Genomic DNA, 18031 nt, shown 5'->3' with positions numbered 1-18031 from the left:
CTGGACGAAGACCGCCGACGAGATCCTCGACAAAGTCGCCGCCTACTGCCGACGAATCTCCGACTCAGGTCACTAGCGGTGGTCGCTCCCCTGCGAGGTGACCGCGGCGCGGCCGGCCTCGAGGCGGGCGACGGGGATGCGGAACGGGGAGCAGGAGACGTAGTCCAGGCCCACCTCGTGGAAGAAGTGGACGGACTCCGGGTCGCCGCCGTGCTCGCCGCAGACGCCGAGCTTCAGGTCGGGGCGGGTCTCCCGGCCGGCCTTGGCGGCGAGCTTCACCAGGGAGCCCACGCCGTCCTTGTCGATCGTCTCGAACGGGGAGACCCCGAAGATGCCCTTCTCCAGGTACGCGGTGAAGAAGCTCGCCTCCACGTCGTCCCGGCTGAAGCCCCACACCGTCTGGGTGAGGTCGTTGGTGCCGAAGGAGAAGAACTCGGCGGCCTCGGCGATCTGACCGGCGGTCAGCGCGGCGCGCGGCAGCTCGATCATCGTGCCGATGGCGAGCTTCAGGCTGACGCCCGCGGCGGCCTCGACCTCGGCGATGACCTTGTCGGCCTCCTCGCGGACGATCTCCAGCTCCTGCACCGTGCCGACCAGCGGGATCATGATCTCCGCACGCGGGTCGCCCTTGGCGTTGCGCCGCTCGGCGGCGGCCTCCGCGATGGCCCGCACCTGCATGGTGAACAGGCCGGGGATGACCAGGCCGAGGCGGACACCGCGCAGGCCCAGCATCGGGTTCTGCTCGTGCAGCCGGTGGACGGCCTGGAGCAGCCGCAGGTCGTTCTCGTGCGGCTCCTGCCGGGCCTCGGCCAGCGCCACCCGGACCGACAGCTCGGTGATGTCCGGCAGGAACTCGTGCAGCGGCGGGTCGAGCAGGCGGATGGTGACCGGCAGGCCGTCCATCGCCTCGAACAGCTCCACGAAGTCCTGCTTCTGCAGCGGCAGCAGGGCCTTCAGGGACTCCTCGCGCTCCTCCTCGGTGTCGGCCAGGATCAGCCGCTCCACCAGCTCGCGCCGGTCGCCGAGGAACATGTGCTCGGTGCGGCACAGGCCGATGCCCTGGGCGCCGAACCGGCGGGCGCGCAGCGCGTCCTCGGCGTTGTCGGCGTTGGCCCGCACCCGCAGCCGGCGCTTGCGGTCGGCGAAGGACATCATCCGGTGCACGGCCTCGACCAGCTCGTCGGCGTCGTCGGCGCCCGGGTGCATCCGGCCCTCGAAGTACTCCACGACCGGCGACGGCACGACCGGGACCTCGCCCAGGTAGACCTTGCCGCTGGAGCCGTCGATGGAGATCACGTCGCCCTCCTCGACGACGTGCCCGCCGGGCACGGTCATCCGGCGGCGCTTGGTGTCGACCTCCAGCTCCTCGGCGCCGCACACACAGGTCTTGCCCATGCCGCGGGCGACCACGGCCGCGTGGGAGGTCTTGCCGCCGCGCGAGGTGAGGATGCCCTCGGCGGCGATCATGCCGTCCAGGTCGTCGGGGTTGGTCTCCCGTCGGATCAGGATGACCTTCTCGCCGGAGCGGGACCACTTCACGGCGGTGTAGGAGTCGAAGACGGCCTTGCCGACCGCCGCGCCGGGCGACGCCGCGATGCCGCGCCCGATCTGCTCGACCTTGGCGCTCTCGTCGAAGCGCGGGAACATCAGCTGGGCGAGCTGGGCGCCGTTGACGCGGGTGAGCGCCTCGGCCTCGTCGATCAGGCCCTGGTCCACCAGCTGCGTGGCGATGCGGAAGGCGGCACCGGCGGTGCGCTTGCCGACGCGGGTCTGCAGCATCCACAGCTGGCCGCGCTCGATGGTGAACTCGATGTCACAGAGATCCTTGTAGTGGTTCTCCAGGGTCTCCATGATCTGCATGAGCTGGTCGTACGACTTCTTGTCGATCTTCTCCAGCTCGGCGAGCGGGACCGTGTTGCGGATGCCCGCGACGACGTCCTCGCCCTGCGCGTTCTGCAGGTAGTCGCCGTAGACGCCCTGCTGGCCGGAGGCGGGGTCGCGGGTGAAGGCGACACCGGTGCCGGAGTCCGGGCCGAGGTTGCCGAAGACCATCGAGCAGACGTTGACGGCGGTGCCGAGGTCGTGCGGGATGCGCTCCTGGCGGCGGTACAGCTTGGCGCGCTCACCGTTCCAGGAGTCGAAGACCGCCCTGATGGCGAGGTCCATCTGCTCGCGCGGGTCCTGCGGGAACTCCCGGCCGGCCTCCGCCTTGACGATCTTCTTGAACTTGGTGACGAGCTTCTTGAGGTCGGCGGCCTCCAGCTCGGTGTCGTCGGTGACCTTCTTGGCGGCCTTGGCCGCCTCCAGCGCCTCCTCGAACAGCTCGCCGTCGACGCCGAGGACGGTCTTGCCGAACATCTGGATGAGGCGGCGGTAGGAGTCCCACGCGAACCGGTCGTCGCCGGCCTGCTTGGCGAGGCCCTGCACGGACTTGTCGGACAGACCGATGTTGAGGACGGTGTCCATCATGCCCGGCATGGAGAACTTCGCCCCGGAGCGGACCGACACGAGGAGGGGGTTGTCGGCCTGCCCGAGCTTCTTGCCCATCTTCTTCTCGAGGGCCTCGAGGTGCGCACTCACCTCGTCGCGCAGCTCGGCCGGCTCCTCACCGCTCTCCAGGTAGACCTTGCAGGCCTCCGTGGTGATCGTGAAGCCGGGTGGCACAGGGAGACCGAGGTTGGTCATCTCGGCGAGGTTGGCACCCTTGCCGCCGAGGAGGTCCTTGAGGTCCTTGTTGCCCTCGGTGAAGTCGTAAACGAACTTCACGCCCTCAACGCTCGTGCCCGACTGAGCTACGTGGGGATCTTTGTTTTCCGACACGGGTCTCGACTCCTCGAGGACGCGGTGGCTGCCCTGACGGCGAGGAATGTACCCAGATCAAAGGCCTCTGGGTACGTCCAGTCTCGCGTCATGTGCCTGTAACCGCTCGTCGACCAGTGGATCGAAAGTCAAGGATTGGCAAGCGGTCGCGGCCGGATGTTTTCACTTCTTGAACGCAAGCGCCCTCCCGAAGCGCCTTGATTGCTCATATGAGCGCTCTTCGGCACGTCTGATTTCGCTCGATGAACGATCATCTGATGGCACTGAGTGCCATCCCTTCCAGAAGTGCAGCCGTCCAAGATCCGCTCATCTGAGCGGCACTCCTATCAAGGGTGGCGAGAATCACGCTGCCACACGGGCCGCCGTTTCACCATGCGGGCACCCGATGAGATCCGCTCCCCGGCCCGGTCCCACCCATGACGACTCCGGGGACGACTCGGGGTGAATCCGGCGTGGAACTCCAAGTGGACTCCTGCGCGGAAGGGAGCACGGCATGAGGCTCAAGACCGTCACCAACATCTCCGTCGACGGCGTGACCCAGGGGCACCGCTGGATCGAGGTGGCCGGTACGGCGGAGCAGGAGGCCCGCGGCGGCTTCGAGCGGTTCGGCTGGGCCCCGCCGCTGCTGGACGAGGAGGCGTCCGAGTTCATCGGCCGGACCTTCCTTCCGGCCGGCCGGGTGACGGGTATCCGGCGGCCCCGGGTGATGAGTTGTCCCCGCCCCTGCCGTCACACGTACGACAGGACAGGCCGAGGCGGGAAGGACGACGTGATGAATGCCGACACACGGCTGCGGGAGCCGGGCGGGAACGGCCGGGGCGGTCCGGGCGCGAGCAATCTGGGCGAGATCGACGAATCGTCGTTCGCCGTCCGTGAACCGTCAGCCCGCCGTCGCCTTCTACCTCTTCGACCAGCAGGAGAACGCGTATCTGCCGCTGACGATCGACGTCCTGCGCGTGGCCGGCGGGGAGATCGCCGAGATCCTCACCTTCTCCGACGACCGCTTCCCCTCCCTCGGGCTCCCGGAGCGCCTGCCGGCGGACAGTGCGGCATAGGGGATGTCCCTCCGGGCAGACCGTTTGCAAGGTGTTTGCCGAGCCGACACACAACAGGCTGAACACACCGGCCAGCGCACCCGTACGGACCTACGGCGGACCCGGGCCCCCACGCCGGGTCCGCCGCTCTCACCGAATCACGGTACGGAAGGACCTCCGGGTTGCCTGTCAACACACGCCTGCACCGGATGCCGGAGAACGCAGAGCCGGCTCAGAAGGCACAGAGCGAGGAGAACGCGAGGAACGCAGAGACGGCGGACGACCCGGCCGACCCGAAGGGCTCGGAGCACCCGGAGAACTCGGAGGAGCCGGAGGAGCCGGAGCGGGCAGAGAAGCCGGAGAGCTCGGAGGACCCGAAGGACTCGGGGGACTCGGGGGACTCGGGGGACTCGGAGAAGTCGTCCGAGGGTCCGCAGGACACGCAGGACACACAGAACACCGGCACGGCCGAGCACGCCGAGAAGGCCGAGGATGCTGCCGAACCCTCCGAGGACGAGAACGCCAAGGACGCCGAAGACACCGAAGACGCCGAAGACGCCAAAGACACCGAAGACACCGAGGATCCCGCTCGGAAGCGCCGCTTCCGACTCCCCGGCAGGCGTCTGACGAAGTCCCCCGCCGCCCGCGTCACCCTGCACGTCCTCGCCGCGGTCCTCGTCCTCGGTGCCCTGCTGCTGCCCGGCTCGCTCGACGCGCTGCGCCTCAACCGGTTCACCCGGATCCCCGGCGAGGGCATCCTCGCCGTCGTCGTGGTGCTGGCGCTCCCCTGGCGCCGTCTGAGGACCGCCGTCGCCGCGGTCTGCGGCGCGGGGCTCGGTGCGCTGACCGTGCTCAATCTCCTGGACATGGGCTTCAACGAGTTCCTGGGCCGGGGCTTCAACCTCGTTCTCGACTGGGAGCTCCTGGACGACGCCCAGTCCTACGTCTCGGACGCGATGGGCGGCACGGCCGCGACCGCCGCCGGCATCGGCGCGGTCGCTCTCTCCGTGCTGCTGGTGGTGCTGACCGCCCTGGCCACCGTCCGGCTGGCCCATCTGCTGGCGCGGCACCGTCCCCGGGCCTCGCGGGGCGCGACGATCGCGGGGATCGCGTGGATCGCCTGCGCCGTGCTGCATCTGAAGCTGGCCGGGATGCCCATCGCCTCGGAACGGACGGCCGATGCCCTCAGGGAGCAGACCGACCGGGTGGTGGGCACCCTCCGGGACGAGGCGGCCTTCGCCCGGGAGGCGCGGGCCGACACCTTCGGCGGCACGCCGCCCGACCAGCTGGTGCCCGAGCTGCGCGGCAAGGACGTCCTGATCACCTTCATCGAGAGCTACGGGCGCAGCGCCATCGAGGACCCGGTCATCGCGCCCACCGTGACGCCCGCGCTGGACGCCGGCACCGCGGCCCTCGCCAAGGCCGGTTACCAGGCCCGCAGCGGCTGGCTGACCTCGGCGACGTACGGCGGCAGCAGCTGGCTGGGCCACTCCACCGCCCTGTCCGGGCTGTGGGTCGACAACCAGCAGCGCTACCGGACCGTGACCACGGGCGACCATCTCACGCTCACCAAGGCGTTCCAGAAGACCGGCGCCTGGGACACCGTGGGGGTCATGCCCGGTGTGCAGAAGGGCTGGCCGGAGGCCGAGTGGTACGGGCTGGAGAAGGTCTACAACGCCTTCCAGCTCGGCTACCGGGGCCCGAAGTTCAGCTGGTCGACCATGCCCGACCAGTACGCGCTGGAGGCGTTCCAGCGGCTGGAGCACGGCAAGAAGCGCGGCAAGCCGCTGATGGCGGAGATCATCCTCACCTCCAGCCACCAGCCCTGGGCGCCGATCCCGAAGCTCGTCGACTGGGAGGACCTCGGCGACGGCTCGGTCTTCAAGGAGATCGAGGCGGCCGGGAAGACGCCCGAGGAGGTCCTGGCCGACCCGGACGGGTCACGGGAGGAGTACGGCAAGTCCATCCGCTACTCGGTGACCAGCCTGGTGCAGTGGCTGGAGCGCTATGGCACCGACGACACGGTGCTGGTGTTCCTGGGCGATCACCAGCCCAGGCCCCGGGTCAGCGGCCTGAACGCCAGCCGTGACGTCCCGGTCACGATCGTCGCCAAGGACCCGAAGGTGCTGGAGAGCATCGAGGACTGGAAGTGGACGGAGGGGCTGCGGCCCGCGAAGGACGCGCCGGTGTGGAAGATGAGCGACTTCCGCGACCGCTTCCTGACCGCGTTCGGCTCCACGCCGCACCCGACGGAGGAGTGATCAGCCGCCGGAGGTGTCCAGTTCGGCGTCCTCGCCGACGCCCGCGCAGTCGTAGGGGTCCTTCAGCCAGCCGTCCGGCAGCACCACCCGGTTGTTGCCGGAGGTGCGGCCGCGCGGGCCGTCGGCGCCGGCCGGCCAGGGCTGGTCGAGGTCCAGCTCGTCGAGCCCGGCCCGCAGCTCCTCCAGCGAGGAGGTGACGGCCAGCCGCTTGCGCATCTCGGAGCCGACCGCGAAGCCCTTGAGGTACCAGGCGACGTGCTTGCGGAAGTCGATCACGCCGCGGGACGGGTCGCCGATCCACTCGCCGAGCAGGGTGGCGTGCCGCACCATCACATCGGCCACCTCGCGCAGCGTGGGCCGCATCAGCTCGTCGGTGCGCCCCTCGAACGCGGCGACCAGGTCGGCGAAGAGCCACGGCCGGCCCAGGCAGCCGCGGCCCACGACCACGCCGTCGCAGCCGGTCTGCTCCACCATGCGCAGGGCGTCCTCGGCCGACCAGATGTCGCCGTTGCCGAGCACCGGTATCTCCGGCACGTGCTCCTTCAGGCGGGCGATGGCGTCCCAGTCGGCGGTGCCGCCGTAGTGCTGGGCGGTGGTGCGGCCGTGCAGCGCGATCGCGGTGACGCCCTCCTCCACGGCGATGCGCCCGGCGTCGAGGTAGGTGACGTGGTCGTCGTCGATGCCCTTGCGCATCTTCATCGTCACCGGCAGGTCCCCGGCGCCGCTGACCGCCTCGCGCAGGATGGCGCGCAGCAGGTTCCGCTTGTACGGGAGGGCCGAGCCGCCGCCCTTGCGGGTGACCTTGGGCACGGGGCAGCCGAAGTTGAGGTCGATGTGGTCGGCGAGGTCCTCCTCGGCGATCATGCGGACGGCCTTGCCCACGGTCGCCGGGTCGACGCCGTACAGCTGGATGGAGCGCGGCTTCTCGCTCGCGTCGAACTGGATCAGCTGCATGGTCTTCTCGTTGCGTTCGACCAGCGCCCGGGTGGTGATCATCTCGCTGACGAACAGGCCCTTGCCTCCGCTGAACTCCCGGCACAGGGTGCGGAAGGGCGCGTTGGTGATCCCGGCCATCGGGGCCAGGACGACGGGCGGCTGGACGGTGTGCTCACCGATCTGCAGGGGCGTGGGCATTCCTCCATTGTGCCGTGCCGCCGGGGGCGCCCCGTCCCGTGGAACGGAGGGACATTGGATGGCCGATGCAAGGAATTCGTAAAATTCGTTAGTTAGCCGCACTATCGATGTCGGCGTACAGTGGATCCCATGCCCGGACTGAGCCCCCGCCGACGGCTGCTGGTGCTCGCGATCTGCTGCATGAGCCTGCTGATCGTGAGCCTGGACAACACCGTCCTGAACGTCGCCCTCCCCTCCCTGCAGCGCGACCTGCACGCCACCACCTCGGGGCTGCAGTGGGTCATCGACGCCTACACCCTGGTCCTGGCGTCCCTGCTGATGCTGGCGGGCTCCACCGCCGACCGCATCGGCCGCAAGCGGGTCTTCATGGCGGGCCTGGTGATCTTCACCCTCGGCTCCCTGCTGTGCTCCCTCGCACCCAGCCTGGAGGCGCTGGTCGCGTTCCGGATGGTCCAGGCGGTGGGCGGCTCCATGCTCAACCCGGTCGCCATGTCGATCATCACCAACACCTTCACCGACCCCCGCGAGCGCGCCCGCGCGATCGGTGTGTGGGGTGCGGTGGTCGGCATCTCCATGGCCGCGGGCCCGCTGGTGGGCGGGCTGCTGGTGGAGTCGGTCGGCTGGCGCTCGATCTTCTGGGTCAATCTGCCGGTGGGCCTCGCCGCCCTGCTGCTCACCCTGCGCTTCGTACCCGAGTCCCGCGCGGGCACCGCCCGCCGCCCCGACCCGGTGGGCCAGCTCCTGGTGATCGCCCTCTTCGGCTCGCTGACCTACGCGATCATCGAGGCCCCGCACACCACCGTCCGCGCCATCGCCCCGTTCGCCGTCCTCGCCCTGGCCGCCCTGACGGCCCTGCTGTGGTACGAGCCGCGCCGCCGCGAACCCCTGATCGATCTGCGCTTCTTCCGCTCGGCGCCGTTCAGCGGGGCGACCGTGATCGCGGTGAGCGCGTTCGCCGCGCTCGGCGGCTTCCTCTTCCTGTCCACCCTCTATCTGCAGAACGTCCGCGGACTGAGCGCCATGGACGCCGGCCTGTGGATGCTGCCGATGGCCGTCCCGACGTTCCTGTGCGCGCCGCTCGCCGGCCGGCTGGTCGGCGGCCGCGGCCCGCGCCTGCCGCTGCTGATCGCGGGCGGCGCGATGACCGCCAGCGCCCTCCTCTTCGCCCTCTTCGAGGCCGAGACCTCCGACACCACGCTCTTCCTCGGCTACCTCCTGTTCGGCATCGGCTTCGGCTTCATCAACGCCCCCATCACCAACACCGCCGTGTCCGGCATGCCCCGGGCCCAGGCGGGCGTGGCCTCGGCGGTCGCCTCCACCAGCCGCCAGCTCGGCCAGACCCTCGGCGTCGCGGTGATCGGCGCGGTGCTGGCCGCCGGGGTGGGCGCCTCCTCCTACGCGGACGCCTTCGTCCCGGCGGCCCGCCCCGCCTGGTGGATCCTGGTCGCCTTCGGCCTGGCGGTCCTGCTGGTGGGCGCCCTCACCTCCGGCCCCTGGGCCCGCCGCACCGCCCTGCGCACGGCGCAGCGCCTGGAGTCCCGTGAGATCCACCAGGCGGTGAACCTCGGTTCCTAGGACCTGTCGTTTGGATCAGCCCGCAGACGCGGGGTCTGGCACGCACATCTGCGGCGTTGTCGTCGGTTGCCGATGCTCCGCATCGACGCCCTCCTCCGCCTTGCATCTGCACGCACCAGACCCCGCTCACGGAGTTGACCAGGCGCCGTCGGCTCCCTGCGACCTGATCCAAACGACAGGCCCTAGAAACCGCCCTTGGCGGCCGTCCCCGAACCGGCCGCCCCGCTGTTCCCGATGTCCCGTTTGTTCGCGGATCAGCTGTACGAACCTTGAAATCCCGGCCGTGCGCCCCCTGTTGATGTTGCTCTTGCTGCACACTCCTTGTCGTCCCGGTACCGGGGCGACAGGGAAGGCGACACCCGCACGGATGCCGGAGGCGTCATGCCGCAGATCGACACGAGCAAGGTCAGCCGCTTCGACCAGCACGGGCGCCGGCATGTGGTGCACGTCCTGCGCACCGGGGTGCAGCGCACCATCAGATGCGAGACCTGCGGCTGGCGCAGAGGGGCGCAGTTCCTGCCCTGGCTGAAGGCGGAGGAGCATCTGGCCGAGGCGCATCAGGCCACCGTCGATCCGACGGCCGCATGAGGGACCGCGGTCGGCCCGGCGGCGGTTGCCCGCTCAGGCGCGCAGCCCTCGCAGCACCAGGTCCACGACCGCCGCGAAGTCGGCGTCGGTACGCGGGTCCTTCCACTCGGGCGCGTACTGCGGGTCGTGGAAGCGTCCCGTGGTGTGGAAGACGGCGCGGGCGGTGGCCGCGGGGTCGTCACTGCTGAAGACGCCCGCCGCGACGCCGTCCTCGATGATGCGGGTCAACTGGCTTGTCAGGTCGTCGAGATGCTCGGCGACCGCCCTGCCCTGCGCTTGGTCACCGCCTCCCTGAGCGCCGCCTTGGTGCGGAAGTGCCGGTAGACGCTGCCATGGCTGACACCGAGCGCGCGGGCCACGTCCACCACGGTCGCCTTCGCCGGGCCGTGGCGGCGCAGCACCTCCTCGGTCGCCTCGAGGATGCGCTCGGCGGTCAGGGTCTCGGTCGCTGCCATGCCTCGACCGTACCTGGAGCGGGGGTCACTCCTTCGTTCCGAGGTGTGCCATCTGCGGTGCCGGGTAGCGGGCACCGGCGGCGGCACCGTCCGGCACGGGAGATCAGCGAGTACTCGATCTGCAGGTCGCTGTCAGGTCCCTGCAGGACCGTTGACCGCTCGGAGCCGGACCGAAGGCCCTGCCGGGCCGTGAACGCCGGCTTCGCCCCCAGCGCCACGAAGGACCCGGCGAAGCCCCGCCGCAGCCAGGTCATCACCCGGGGACGGGAGACGACCTGGCTGCGCACGGACGCGGCCGGCACGCCGTACCCGGCAAACACCAGGAACGCCGCACAAAAGCGCCCACCCGCCGTCCGGCGGGCCGGGCGGCGGGTGGGCGGTGCGGGCCTGGAGGTCGGTCAGCAGCCGACCAGGCGGCCGGCCAGGTAGCCCTCGATCTGGTCGAGGGAGACGCGCTCCTGCTTCATGGAGTCGCGCTCGCGGACGGTCACCGCGTTGTCGTCCAGGGTGTCGAAGTCGACGGTCACGCAGTACGGCGTGCCGATCTCGTCCTGGCGGCGGTAGCGGCGGCCGATGGCGCCGGCGTCGTCGAACTCGATGTTCCAGTGCCGGCGCAGCGCCTGCGCGAGGCCCTTGGCCTTCGGGGAGAGCTGCGGGTTGCGGGACAGCGGCAGGACGGCGACCTTGACGGGCGCGAGACGGGGGTCGAGGCGCAGCACGGTGCGCTTCTCCATCTTGCCCTTGGCGTTGGGCGCCTCGTCCTCGACGTAGGCGTCGAGCATGAAGGCCAGCATGGCCCGGCCGACACCGGCCGCCGGCTCGATGACGTACGGGGTCCAGCGCTCGCCGGCCTCCTGGTCGAAGTAGGACAGGTCCTGGCCGGAGGCCTTGGAGTGGGCGGTGAGGTCGAAGTCGGTGCGGTTGGCGACACCCTCCAGCTCGCCCCACTCGCTGCCGCCGAAGTTGAAGCGGTACTCGATGTCGGCGGTGCGCTTGGAGTAGTGGGAGAGCTTCTCCTTCGGGTGCTCGTACCAGCGCATGTTCTCCTCACGGAGACCCAGGCCGGTGTACCAGTTCCAGCGCTGCTCCATCCAGTACTCGTGCCACTTCTCGTCCTCGCCCGGCTTGACGAAGAACTCCATCTCCATCTGCTCGAACTCGCGGGTGCGGAAGATGAAGTTGCCCGGCGTGATCTCGTTGCGGAACGACTTGCCCATCTGGGCGATGCCGAACGGCGGCTTGCGGCGCGAGGTGGTCTGCACCTGGGTGAAGTTGGTGAAGATTCCCTGTGCGGTCTCGGGGCGCAGGTAGGCGATGGAGCCGGAGTCCTGCGTCGGGCCGAGGTGCGTCGACAGCAGGCCCGAGAACTGCTTGGGCTCGGTGAACTGGCCCTTGTTGCCGCAGTTGGGGCAGTTGACGTCGGCGAGGCCGTTCTCGGGGGCACGGCCGTGCTTGGCCTCGTACGCCTCCTCCAAATGGTCCGCTCGGAACCGCTTGTGACAGGACGTGCACTCGGTGAGCGGGTCCGTGAAGGTGGCGACGTGACCGGAGGCCACCCACACCTCGGGGGCCAGGATCACGGACGAGTCGATGCCGACCACGTCCTCGCGCGACGTCACCATGTAGCGCCACCACTGGCGCTTGAGGTTCTCCTTGAGCTCGACACCCAGGGGCCCGTAGTCCCAGGCGGCCCGCTGGCCGCCGTAGATCTCACTGCAGGGGAATACGAAGCCACGGCGCTTGCTCAGGCTGACGATGGTGTCGATCTTGTCGGCGGCCACGGTGCTCTCTTCATTACGACGACGGGCGACGAAGCGAGATGCTTCCAGCGAATGCTTCAGGTTACCGGCGGGCCCTGCCCCACGACCAAATCGGGACCCCCTCGAGCGCCCCGGCCGCACGCTCCCATCAGGCTTGTTGACAACGGTTCCCATCTTCTTTGAAAATGACTTTCATGAACGTACGACGACGCCTGATATCCGCGGCCGCTTACACCGCGGTCACCGCTCTCGGCCTGGGCACCCTGACCGGCTGCGCCGGCGACAGCGCCGCCGCGGGCAACACCGAGAAGTTCGACGTCGTCGCCTCCTTCTATCCGATGGCCTTCCTCGCCGAGCAGATCGGCGGCGAGCAGGTCAACGTCACCACCCTCACCGAGCCCGGCCAGGAGCCGCACGACCTGGAGATCAGCGCCCGGCAGGTGGCCCGGCTCGAGGAGTCCGACGCGGCCCTCTACCTCAAGGGTCTCCAGCCCTCCGTCGACGAGGCCATCGGCCAGTCCCCGGTGAAGACCAAGATCGACGCCGCCGCCCTCACCTCCCTCGAGGAGCACGGCGAGGGGCATGACGAGGAGGGCGGTCACGCCGCCGAGCACGAGGGCCACGATCACGCGCACGAGGGCGGCAAGGACCCGCACCTCTGGCTCGACCCGGTGAAGTACGCCGAGGTCGCCGAGGGCGTCGGCGCCGCCTTCGAGAAGGCCGACCCCAAGCACGCCTCCGGCTACCGCAGGAACACCGAGGCCCTGGTCAAGAAGCTCACCGCCCTCGACACCAGGTTCCGCACCGGCCTGGAGAAGCGGAAGACCGACGTCTTCGTCACCACCCACTCCGCCTTCGGCTACCTCGCCGAGCGCTACGGCCTGGTCGAGGAGTCCATCGCCGGCCTCGACCCCGGGTCCGAGCCCAGCGGCGCCCGCGTGAAGGAACTGTCGAGGACCGCCAAGGAGGACGGGGTGACCACCGTCTTCTACGAGACCCTCGTCAGCGACCGGACCGCCAGGACCCTGGCGGAGGACGCCGGCCTGAGGACCGATGTGCTCGACCCGCTCGAGGGCATCACGGACAAGTCCCGCGGCGACGACTACTTCGAGGTCATGGAGGCCAACCTCCGGGCCCTGCAGTCCGCCCTGGGCGCCCAGTGACACACCGAGTGACCCACACCGAGGAGGACGGCATGACCGAGCCCGTCATCACCCTGCGCGGCGTGCGCGCCGAGCTGGGCTCGCGCCCCGTCCTGCGCGGCATCGACCTCACCGTGCGCCGCGGCGAGGTCGTCGCCCTGCTCGGCGCCAACGGCTCCGGCAAGTCGACGGCGGTGCGCAGCATCATCGGCCAGGTGCCGGCCGTCTCCGGCGAGATCGAGCTGTTCGGCACCCCGCGGCGCCGCTTCCGCGACTGGGCGCGCGTGGGCTACGTCCCGCAGCGCACCACCGCGGCCGGCGGGGTCCCGGCGACGGTCGGCGAGGTGGTCGCCTCCGGCCGCCTGGCCCGCACCCGCTTCGGTCTCTTCCGCAGCGCCGACCGCGCCGCCGTGCAGCGCGCCCTGGAGCAGGTCGGCATGGCGGACCGGGCCAAGGACCCGGTCGACGCGCTCTCCGGCGGCCAGCACCAGCGCGTGCTGATCGCCCGCGCGCTCGCCGCCGCCCCCGAACTGCTGATCATGGACGAGCCGATGGCCGGCGTGGACCTCGCCAGCCAGGAGGTGCTCGCCGAGACGCTGCGCAGCCAGGTCGCCGAAGGGGCGACCGTGCTGCTGGTGCTGCACGAGCTGGGCCCGCTGGAGCCGCTGATCGACCGGGCGGTCGTGCTGCGCGACGGCTGCGTGGTGCACGACGGCCCGCCGCCGAAGGCGGTCGGCCAGCACGCGCTGCCCGGCCACGACCATGTCCACCCGCACGCACCCGCGGGTGCCGAACCGATCCGTACGGGGCTGCTGAGCTGATGGAGATCCTGAACTACGCCTTCATGCAGCGCGCGCTGCTCGCGGCCGTGCTGGTCGGCATCACCGCCCCCGCGGTCGGCATCTACCTGGTCCAGCGCCGCCAGGCCCTGATGGGCGACGGCATCGGGCATGTGGCGATGACCGGTGTGGGCCTCGGCTTCCTGCTGTCCTGGTCCCCCGTCTGGATGGCCACCCTGGTGTCCGTCCTGGGCGCGGTCCTGATGGAGCTCATCCGCTGGTACGGCCGCACCCGCGGCGACATCGCCCTCGCCATGCTGTTCTACGGCGGCATGGCGGGCGGCGTGATGTTCATCAACCTCGCCCCGGGCGGCTCCAACGCCAACCTCACCTCGTTCCTCTTCGGCTCGCTCTCCACGGTCTCCCGGTCCGACGTGACCGCGATCTGCCTGCTGGCCGCCTTCGTGGTGCTGGTCACCGTGGGGCTGCGCCGCCAGCTGTTCGCGGTGAGCCAGGACGAGGAGTTCGCTCGGGTCACGGGCCTGCCGGTGCGGCTGCTGAACCTGCTCACCGCCGTCACGGCGGCGGTGACGGTGACGGTGGCGATGCGGGTGGTGGGCCTGCTGCTGGTCTCCGCGCTGATGGTCGTCCCGGTGGCCGCGGCCCAGCAGCTCAGCCGCAGCTTCGCAGCCACCTTCGCCATCGCCGTCGCGATCGGCGTGAGCGTCGCCCTCGGCGGCACGGTCACCTCGTACTACCAGGACGTGCCGCCCGGCGCGACGATCGTGCTGCTGACCATCGGCGCGTTCATCGCGCTGACCGCGCTGGCCGCGCCGCTGGCCCGCCGCCGCGCCCGGGCCCTGGCCGCGGCCCATCCCACGGGGGACGCCACGGAGTGCGCCATTCCGGCCACCCGGAGGTCCGGGGACGAGGTCGGCGTCTGAGCGACGCCTGCCTCGCCCGTGCCGGGGCTGGCAGAATGGCCCGGGCATGGCCCGGACAGTACGGAGGAGGCAACGGTGACAACCGCAGGACCGCCCGTGAAGGGCCGCGCCACCAGGCAGCGTGCCGCTGTGGCGGCTGCCCTCCAGGAGGTCGACGAGTTCCGCAGCGCGCAGGAACTCCACGACATGCTCAAGCACAAGGGCGACTCCGTCGGTCTCACCACGGTCTACCGCACCCTGCAGTCCCTCGCCGACGCCGGCGAGGTGGACGTCCTGCGCACCGCCGACGGCGAGTCCGTCTACCGCCGCTGCTCCACCGGCGAGCACCATCACCACCTGGTCTGCCGGAACTGCGGCAAGGCCGTGGAGGTGGAGGGCCCCGCCGTGGAGAAGTGGGCCGAGGCCGTGGCGGCGGAGCACGGCTATGTGAACGTGGCCCACACGGTGGAGATCTTCGGCACCTGCGCGGAGTGCGCCGCCGCGGAGGACTGACGAGCTCGGGGCCGCACCCGGGCCCTGCCGCTCCCCCGGCAGCAGGTTCCTACCGCTCTCCCAGCGGCACGAGCATCGCGAACACCGCGATGCTCATCACCAGCACGGCGATCACCAGCAGCGCCCGCCCGGTGCCCAGCGGCACCAGCAGCAGCGTGGCCAGCGCCCCGCCCAGGAAGATGCCCACCACCGTCGCCGTCCACCGCGTCCGCGCCAGCCGCTGCCGGGCCGACACCCCGCGCAGGACGTCGCCGGGCCGGTCGAGCACATCGTTGACCAGCTCGGCGATCGCGGTCTGGCTCAGCAGGGTCGGCATCCCCGGCACCCGCATGCGCAGCGCGGTGGAGGCCCGCACGCCCATCGCCAGCGCCACCAGCCCGATGCCGAAGAAGTCGGAGGTGTCGCCCACCGGGCCGGTGCCGTGCCGCAGCAGCACCACCGCGCCCCCGCCCGCCAGCAGCAGCGCCTCCCCCGTCAGCCCGACCGGGAACCAGGGCCGCCCCCGGTCCGCCAGCCACTTCAGCACGACGGCCGAGACGGCCGCAGCGATCACGAACGCGCCGATCGTCGTCGCGGGCCGCGCCACCGGCACGTCCCCGGCACCGGACACCGTACGCCTCGGGACTCTGCCCGCGGCTACTGCGATGCCCGCGGCTACTGCGACTGCCGGCCCTCCATGGCCAGCAGCTCCTCGTTCGGGATGGCGCCGCCGAACCGCCGGTCGCGGGAGGCGAACTCCACGCACGCCCGCCACAGGTCGCGCCGGTCGAAGTCCGGCCACAGCACGTCCTGGAACACCAGCTCGGCATAAGCGCTCTGCCACAGCAGGTAGTTGGAGGTGCGCTGCTCACCGCTGGGCCGCAGGAAGAGATCCACGTCCGGCATGTCCGGGTAGTACAGGTACTTCGCGAAGGTCCGCTCCGTCACCTTCGACGGGTCCAGCCGCCCCGCCCGCACATCCTCCGCGAGCGCCTTCGCCGCGTCCGCGATCTCCGCGCGCCCGCCGTAGTTCATGCAGAAGTACAGCGTCATCCGGTCGTTGCCCTGGGTCTGCTCCTGGGCGATCTGCAGCTCCTTGGCGACCGACTTCCACAGCTTGGGCATCCGCCCCACCCAGCGCACCCGGATCCCCAGCTCGTCGAGCTGGTCCCGGGTCTTGCGGATGAAGTCGCGGTTGAAGTTCATCAGGAAGCGCACCTCGTCCGGCGAGCGCTTCCAGTTCTCGGTGGAGAAGGCGTACAGCGACATCGCGCCGATGCCCATCTCGATGCCGCCCTGCAGCACGTCCAGCACCCGCTCGGCGCCGACCTTGTGCCCCTCGGTGCGCGGCAGCCCGCGCTCCTTGGCCCAGCGTCCGTTGCCGTCCATGACGATCGCCACATGGTTCGGGACCAGCTCGCCGGGGAGCTTCGGCGGCCGCGCGCCGGACGGGTGCGGTTCCGGCGTCCTGTACTCCCGGCGCTGACGCCCCAGGAACCCGCGTACGGCCATGTGTCTCTCGTCTCCTTAAGGCTGTGGTCGTGTCGGTGACTCGGCTGTTGTCTGCCGCTGCTCGGACGCCTCGGCTACTTCTCGACGTACCGGAGCGAGCGCAGCCCCCGCTCCAGATGCCAGTGCAGGTAGGCGGAGACCAGCCCGCTGCCCTCCCGCACATACCGCGGCTCGCACGCGTCCGCGGTCTCCCAGTCTCCCGTGAGCAGTGCGCCGAGGAGTTCCAGGGTCTGGGGCGAGGGTACGACGCTGCCCGGCACCCGGCAGTCGGCGCAGAGGGATCCGCCGGAGGCGACCGAGAAGAACCGGTTCGGACCGGGCATACCGCACTTCGCGCAGTCGCCGAAGCTGGGGGCGTAGCCGTTGACGGCGAGCGAGCGCAGCAGGAAGGCGTCGAGGACGAGCGAGGGTGCGTGCTCGCCGCGGGCGAGGGTGCGCAGGGCGCCGACCAGCAGCAGATACTGCTGCACCGCCGGCTCGCCCTCGTGATCGGTGAACCGCTCGGCGGTCTCCAGCATGGCCGTCCCGGCGGTGTAGCGCGCGTAGTCGCTGACGATCCCGGCGCCGTAGGGCGCGATCGTCTCGCTCTGCGTGCACAACGGCAGGCCGCGCCCGACCAGCTCGCTGCCCTTGGCGAAGAACTGCACGTCGACGTGCGAGAACGGTTCGAGGCGTGCGCCGAACTTCGACTTCGTCCGGCGCACGCCCCTGGCCACGGCGCGTACGCGTCCGTGACCGCGAGTGAGCAAGGTGATGATCCGGTCCGCCTCACCCAGCTTCTGGGTGCGCAGCACGATGCCGTCGTCGCGGAACAGACTCATGGCACCCATTGTCGCCCACGTTCAGGGCACCTCACCGCGACTGCGGGCATTGGCGTGCGCGGTCGCCGCGCGCAGCCGTTCGGCCGGGGTCGCCTGCCGTACGGCTCTGGGGTCGGCGTCCCACTCCTTGCCGCCGCCGTACGGGCGCAGCTGGACGTAGGGCCCCTGGTGGCCCATGACGAACCCGACCCGGTCGGTCCGGGTGTCGACCACGAAGGCTCCGAGCGGCGGCTTCACCGCACCACCGTCCCGGCGAGCCGGCGGGCGGTCTCCACGGAACAGCGCCCCAATTCCACCAGCGGGCAGGGTGCCTCACGCGCGAGACTCACCGGGTCCAGACCGAGTGAGGGCAGAATAATTCCGGCCTTCGCGAGTGCCGCCCGCAATTCCTTCACCACTTCCTCCGCTTCTTCGACGCAGAGCGCCGAGTGTCGTGCCGTCACGCTGATCCCCTCGCTATTCGAGTTTCACCCTTCTCACCACCACGGTGCCGTTGTCCGCCTACACTCGGGAAGGGTTTGCGCACTACAACTGCGGCGCTGCACAAAGAGGTTGAGCAATGGCCAACGGTTCACGTCAGGCGGCGTGGGAGTTCTTCGGTGCGGAACTGAAGAGGCGGCGCGAGGAAGCAGGGTTCACGCAGGTCGAGCTGGGGGCGCGGGCAGGGCGATTGCAAAGTTCGTTGATCGTGTGTTGGTGCAGGTCAGTTGAGTCCGAGGACGGTCAGTGGCCGCT

16 protein-coding genes and 3 pseudogenes are annotated in these 18031 nt (G+C 70.4%); 9 read left to right on the top strand and 10 right to left on the bottom strand.

Annotated elements, in window-relative coordinates; all coding sequences use genetic code 11:
* Nucleotides 1–72: 72 nt before the first annotated feature.
* Complete coding sequence (ppdK, locus tag ABD198_RS28255; protein ID WP_344007146.1) at nucleotides 73–2820, bottom strand: pyruvate, phosphate dikinase; 2748 nt, start codon at nucleotides 2818–2820, stop codon at nucleotides 73–75.
* 872 nt (nucleotides 2821–3692) lie between these two features.
* Here ppdK and ABD198_RS28250 point away from each other — a divergent pair.
* Nucleotides 3693–3875 (top strand): hypothetical protein, encoded by a 183-nt coding sequence (locus ABD198_RS28250; protein ID WP_344007144.1) that lies wholly within the window; start codon nucleotides 3693–3695, stop codon nucleotides 3873–3875.
* Between the two features lie 161 nt (nucleotides 3876–4036).
* Nucleotides 4037–6115: an alkaline phosphatase family protein gene (locus ABD198_RS28245; RefSeq protein ID WP_344007142.1), complete on the top strand. Its 2079-nt coding sequence runs from the start codon at nucleotides 4037–4039 to the stop codon at nucleotides 6113–6115.
* Here the strand turns inward: ABD198_RS28245 and dusB are convergent, their stop codons facing one another.
* On the bottom strand, nucleotides 6116–7249 hold the full coding sequence (gene dusB, locus ABD198_RS28240) for a tRNA dihydrouridine synthase DusB (RefSeq protein ID WP_344007140.1): 1134 nt from the start codon (nucleotides 7247–7249) through the stop codon (nucleotides 6116–6118).
* 129 nt (nucleotides 7250–7378) lie between these two features.
* Between dusB and ABD198_RS28235 the strand changes: the two genes are divergently transcribed.
* Together ABD198_RS28235 and ABD198_RS28230 are read left to right on the top strand one after the other, a co-directional pair.
* Complete coding sequence (locus ABD198_RS28235; RefSeq protein WP_344007138.1) at nucleotides 7379–8824, top strand: MFS transporter; 1446 nt, start codon at nucleotides 7379–7381, stop codon at nucleotides 8822–8824.
* A 381-nt stretch (nucleotides 8825–9205) separates the two neighbouring features.
* A complete protein-coding gene (locus tag ABD198_RS28230; RefSeq protein ID WP_344007136.1) occupies nucleotides 9206–9412 on the top strand; it encodes a hypothetical protein in 207 nt (68 codons plus the stop codon).
* A 33-nt stretch (nucleotides 9413–9445) separates the two neighbouring features.
* Here the strand turns inward: ABD198_RS28230 and ABD198_RS28225 are convergent.
* From ABD198_RS28225 to ABD198_RS28215, 3 genes and pseudogenes are all read right to left on the bottom strand, one after another.
* Nucleotides 9446–9867, bottom strand: a pseudogene (locus ABD198_RS28225) (TetR/AcrR family transcriptional regulator).
* Nucleotides 9868–10049: 182 nt separating this feature from the next.
* Nucleotides 10050–10193, bottom strand: a pseudogene (locus ABD198_RS28220) (LysE family translocator); the annotation flags it as partial.
* A gap of 72 nt (nucleotides 10194–10265) precedes the next feature.
* Nucleotides 10266–11648: a glycine--tRNA ligase gene (locus ABD198_RS28215; RefSeq protein WP_344007134.1), complete on the bottom strand. Its 1383-nt coding sequence runs from the start codon at nucleotides 11646–11648 to the stop codon at nucleotides 10266–10268.
* A gap of 173 nt (nucleotides 11649–11821) precedes the next feature.
* Here ABD198_RS28215 and ABD198_RS28210 point away from each other — a divergent pair, with 173 nt between their 5' ends.
* The 4 genes from ABD198_RS28210 (at nucleotide 11822) to ABD198_RS28195 (ending at nucleotide 14984) form a co-directional block, all read left to right on the top strand.
* On the top strand, nucleotides 11822–12790 hold the full coding sequence (locus ABD198_RS28210; RefSeq protein WP_344007132.1) for a metal ABC transporter substrate-binding protein: 969 nt from the start codon (nucleotides 11822–11824) through the stop codon (nucleotides 12788–12790).
* 32 nt (nucleotides 12791–12822) lie between these two features.
* On the top strand, nucleotides 12823–13590 hold the full coding sequence (locus ABD198_RS28205; RefSeq protein ID WP_344007130.1) for a metal ABC transporter ATP-binding protein: 768 nt from the start codon (nucleotides 12823–12825) through the stop codon (nucleotides 13588–13590).
* Complete coding sequence (locus tag ABD198_RS28200; protein WP_344007128.1) at nucleotides 13590–14492, top strand: metal ABC transporter permease; 903 nt, start codon at nucleotides 13590–13592, stop codon at nucleotides 14490–14492. The genes ABD198_RS28205 and ABD198_RS28200 overlap by 1 nt, the downstream gene beginning before the upstream one ends.
* Before the next feature lie 75 nt (nucleotides 14493–14567).
* Nucleotides 14568–14984, top strand: a complete 417-nt coding sequence (locus ABD198_RS28195; RefSeq protein WP_167996485.1) for a Fur family transcriptional regulator — start codon at nucleotides 14568–14570, stop codon at nucleotides 14982–14984.
* A 49-nt stretch (nucleotides 14985–15033) separates the two neighbouring features.
* On the opposite strand, the gene ABD198_RS28190 is transcribed toward ABD198_RS28195, so the two are convergent.
* The 5 genes from ABD198_RS28190 to ABD198_RS28170 all read right to left on the bottom strand — a co-directional run bounded on the left by ABD198_RS28190 (nucleotide 15034) and on the right by ABD198_RS28170 (nucleotide 17739).
* The gene (locus ABD198_RS28190; protein ID WP_344007126.1) at nucleotides 15034–15594 is read right to left on the bottom strand and encodes a DUF1275 family protein; all 561 of its coding nucleotides are present in this window, start codon (nucleotides 15592–15594) and stop codon (nucleotides 15034–15036) included.
* A gap of 44 nt (nucleotides 15595–15638) precedes the next feature.
* Complete coding sequence (locus ABD198_RS28185; RefSeq protein ID WP_344007124.1) at nucleotides 15639–16475, bottom strand: isoprenyl transferase; 837 nt, start codon at nucleotides 16473–16475, stop codon at nucleotides 15639–15641.
* 74 nt (nucleotides 16476–16549) lie between these two features.
* Nucleotides 16550–17296, bottom strand: coding sequence for a DNA repair protein RecO (recO, locus tag ABD198_RS28180; RefSeq protein ID WP_344007122.1), 747 nt, complete (start codon nucleotides 17294–17296; stop codon nucleotides 16550–16552).
* A 21-nt stretch (nucleotides 17297–17317) separates the two neighbouring features.
* On the bottom strand, nucleotides 17318–17533 hold the full coding sequence (locus ABD198_RS28175) for a hypothetical protein (RefSeq protein WP_344007120.1): 216 nt from the start codon (nucleotides 17531–17533) through the stop codon (nucleotides 17318–17320).
* Nucleotides 17530–17739: a hypothetical protein gene (locus tag ABD198_RS28170; protein WP_344007118.1), complete on the bottom strand. Its 210-nt coding sequence runs from the start codon at nucleotides 17737–17739 to the stop codon at nucleotides 17530–17532. The genes ABD198_RS28175 and ABD198_RS28170 overlap by 4 nt, the downstream gene beginning before the upstream one ends.
* 116 nt (nucleotides 17740–17855) lie before the next feature.
* Here ABD198_RS28170 and ABD198_RS28165 point away from each other — a divergent pair.
* Nucleotides 17856–17957 (top strand): annotated as a pseudogene (locus tag ABD198_RS28165) (transcriptional regulator); the annotation flags it as partial.
* Nucleotides 17958–18031 lie beyond the last annotated feature (74 nt).

The organism is Streptomyces thermocarboxydovorans, from assembly GCF_039524635.1.
GTDB lineage: Bacteria > Actinomycetota > Actinomycetes > Streptomycetales > Streptomycetaceae > Streptomyces > Streptomyces thermocarboxydovorans.
The sequence above is the reverse complement of the archived record's forward strand: the minus strand, read 5'-3'. Positions and strand labels throughout refer to the sequence as shown.

What these genes read in the sequence shown, in the direction of transcription:
- recO (WP_344007122.1), bottom strand. Translation starts at nt 17,296, where the DNA reads ATGAGTCTGTTCCGCGACGACGGCATCGTGCTGCGCACCCAGAAGCTG.
- ABD198_RS28230 (WP_344007136.1), top strand. Translation starts at nt 9,206, where the DNA reads ATGCCGCAGATCGACACGAGCAAGGTCAGCCGCTTCGACCAGCACGGG.
- ABD198_RS28185 (WP_344007124.1), bottom strand. Translation starts at nt 16,475, where the DNA reads ATGGCCGTACGCGGGTTCCTGGGGCGTCAGCGCCGGGAGTACAGGACG.
- ABD198_RS28200 (WP_344007128.1), top strand. Translation starts at nt 13,590, where the DNA reads ATGGAGATCCTGAACTACGCCTTCATGCAGCGCGCGCTGCTCGCGGCC.
- ABD198_RS28205 (WP_344007130.1), top strand. Translation starts at nt 12,823, where the DNA reads ATGACCGAGCCCGTCATCACCCTGCGCGGCGTGCGCGCCGAGCTGGGC.
- ABD198_RS28210 (WP_344007132.1), top strand. Translation starts at nt 11,822, where the DNA reads ATGAACGTACGACGACGCCTGATATCCGCGGCCGCTTACACCGCGGTC.
- ABD198_RS28235 (WP_344007138.1), top strand. Translation starts at nt 7,379, where the DNA reads ATGCCCGGACTGAGCCCCCGCCGACGGCTGCTGGTGCTCGCGATCTGC.
- dusB (WP_344007140.1), bottom strand. Translation starts at nt 7,249, where the DNA reads ATGCCCACGCCCCTGCAGATCGGTGAGCACACCGTCCAGCCGCCCGTC.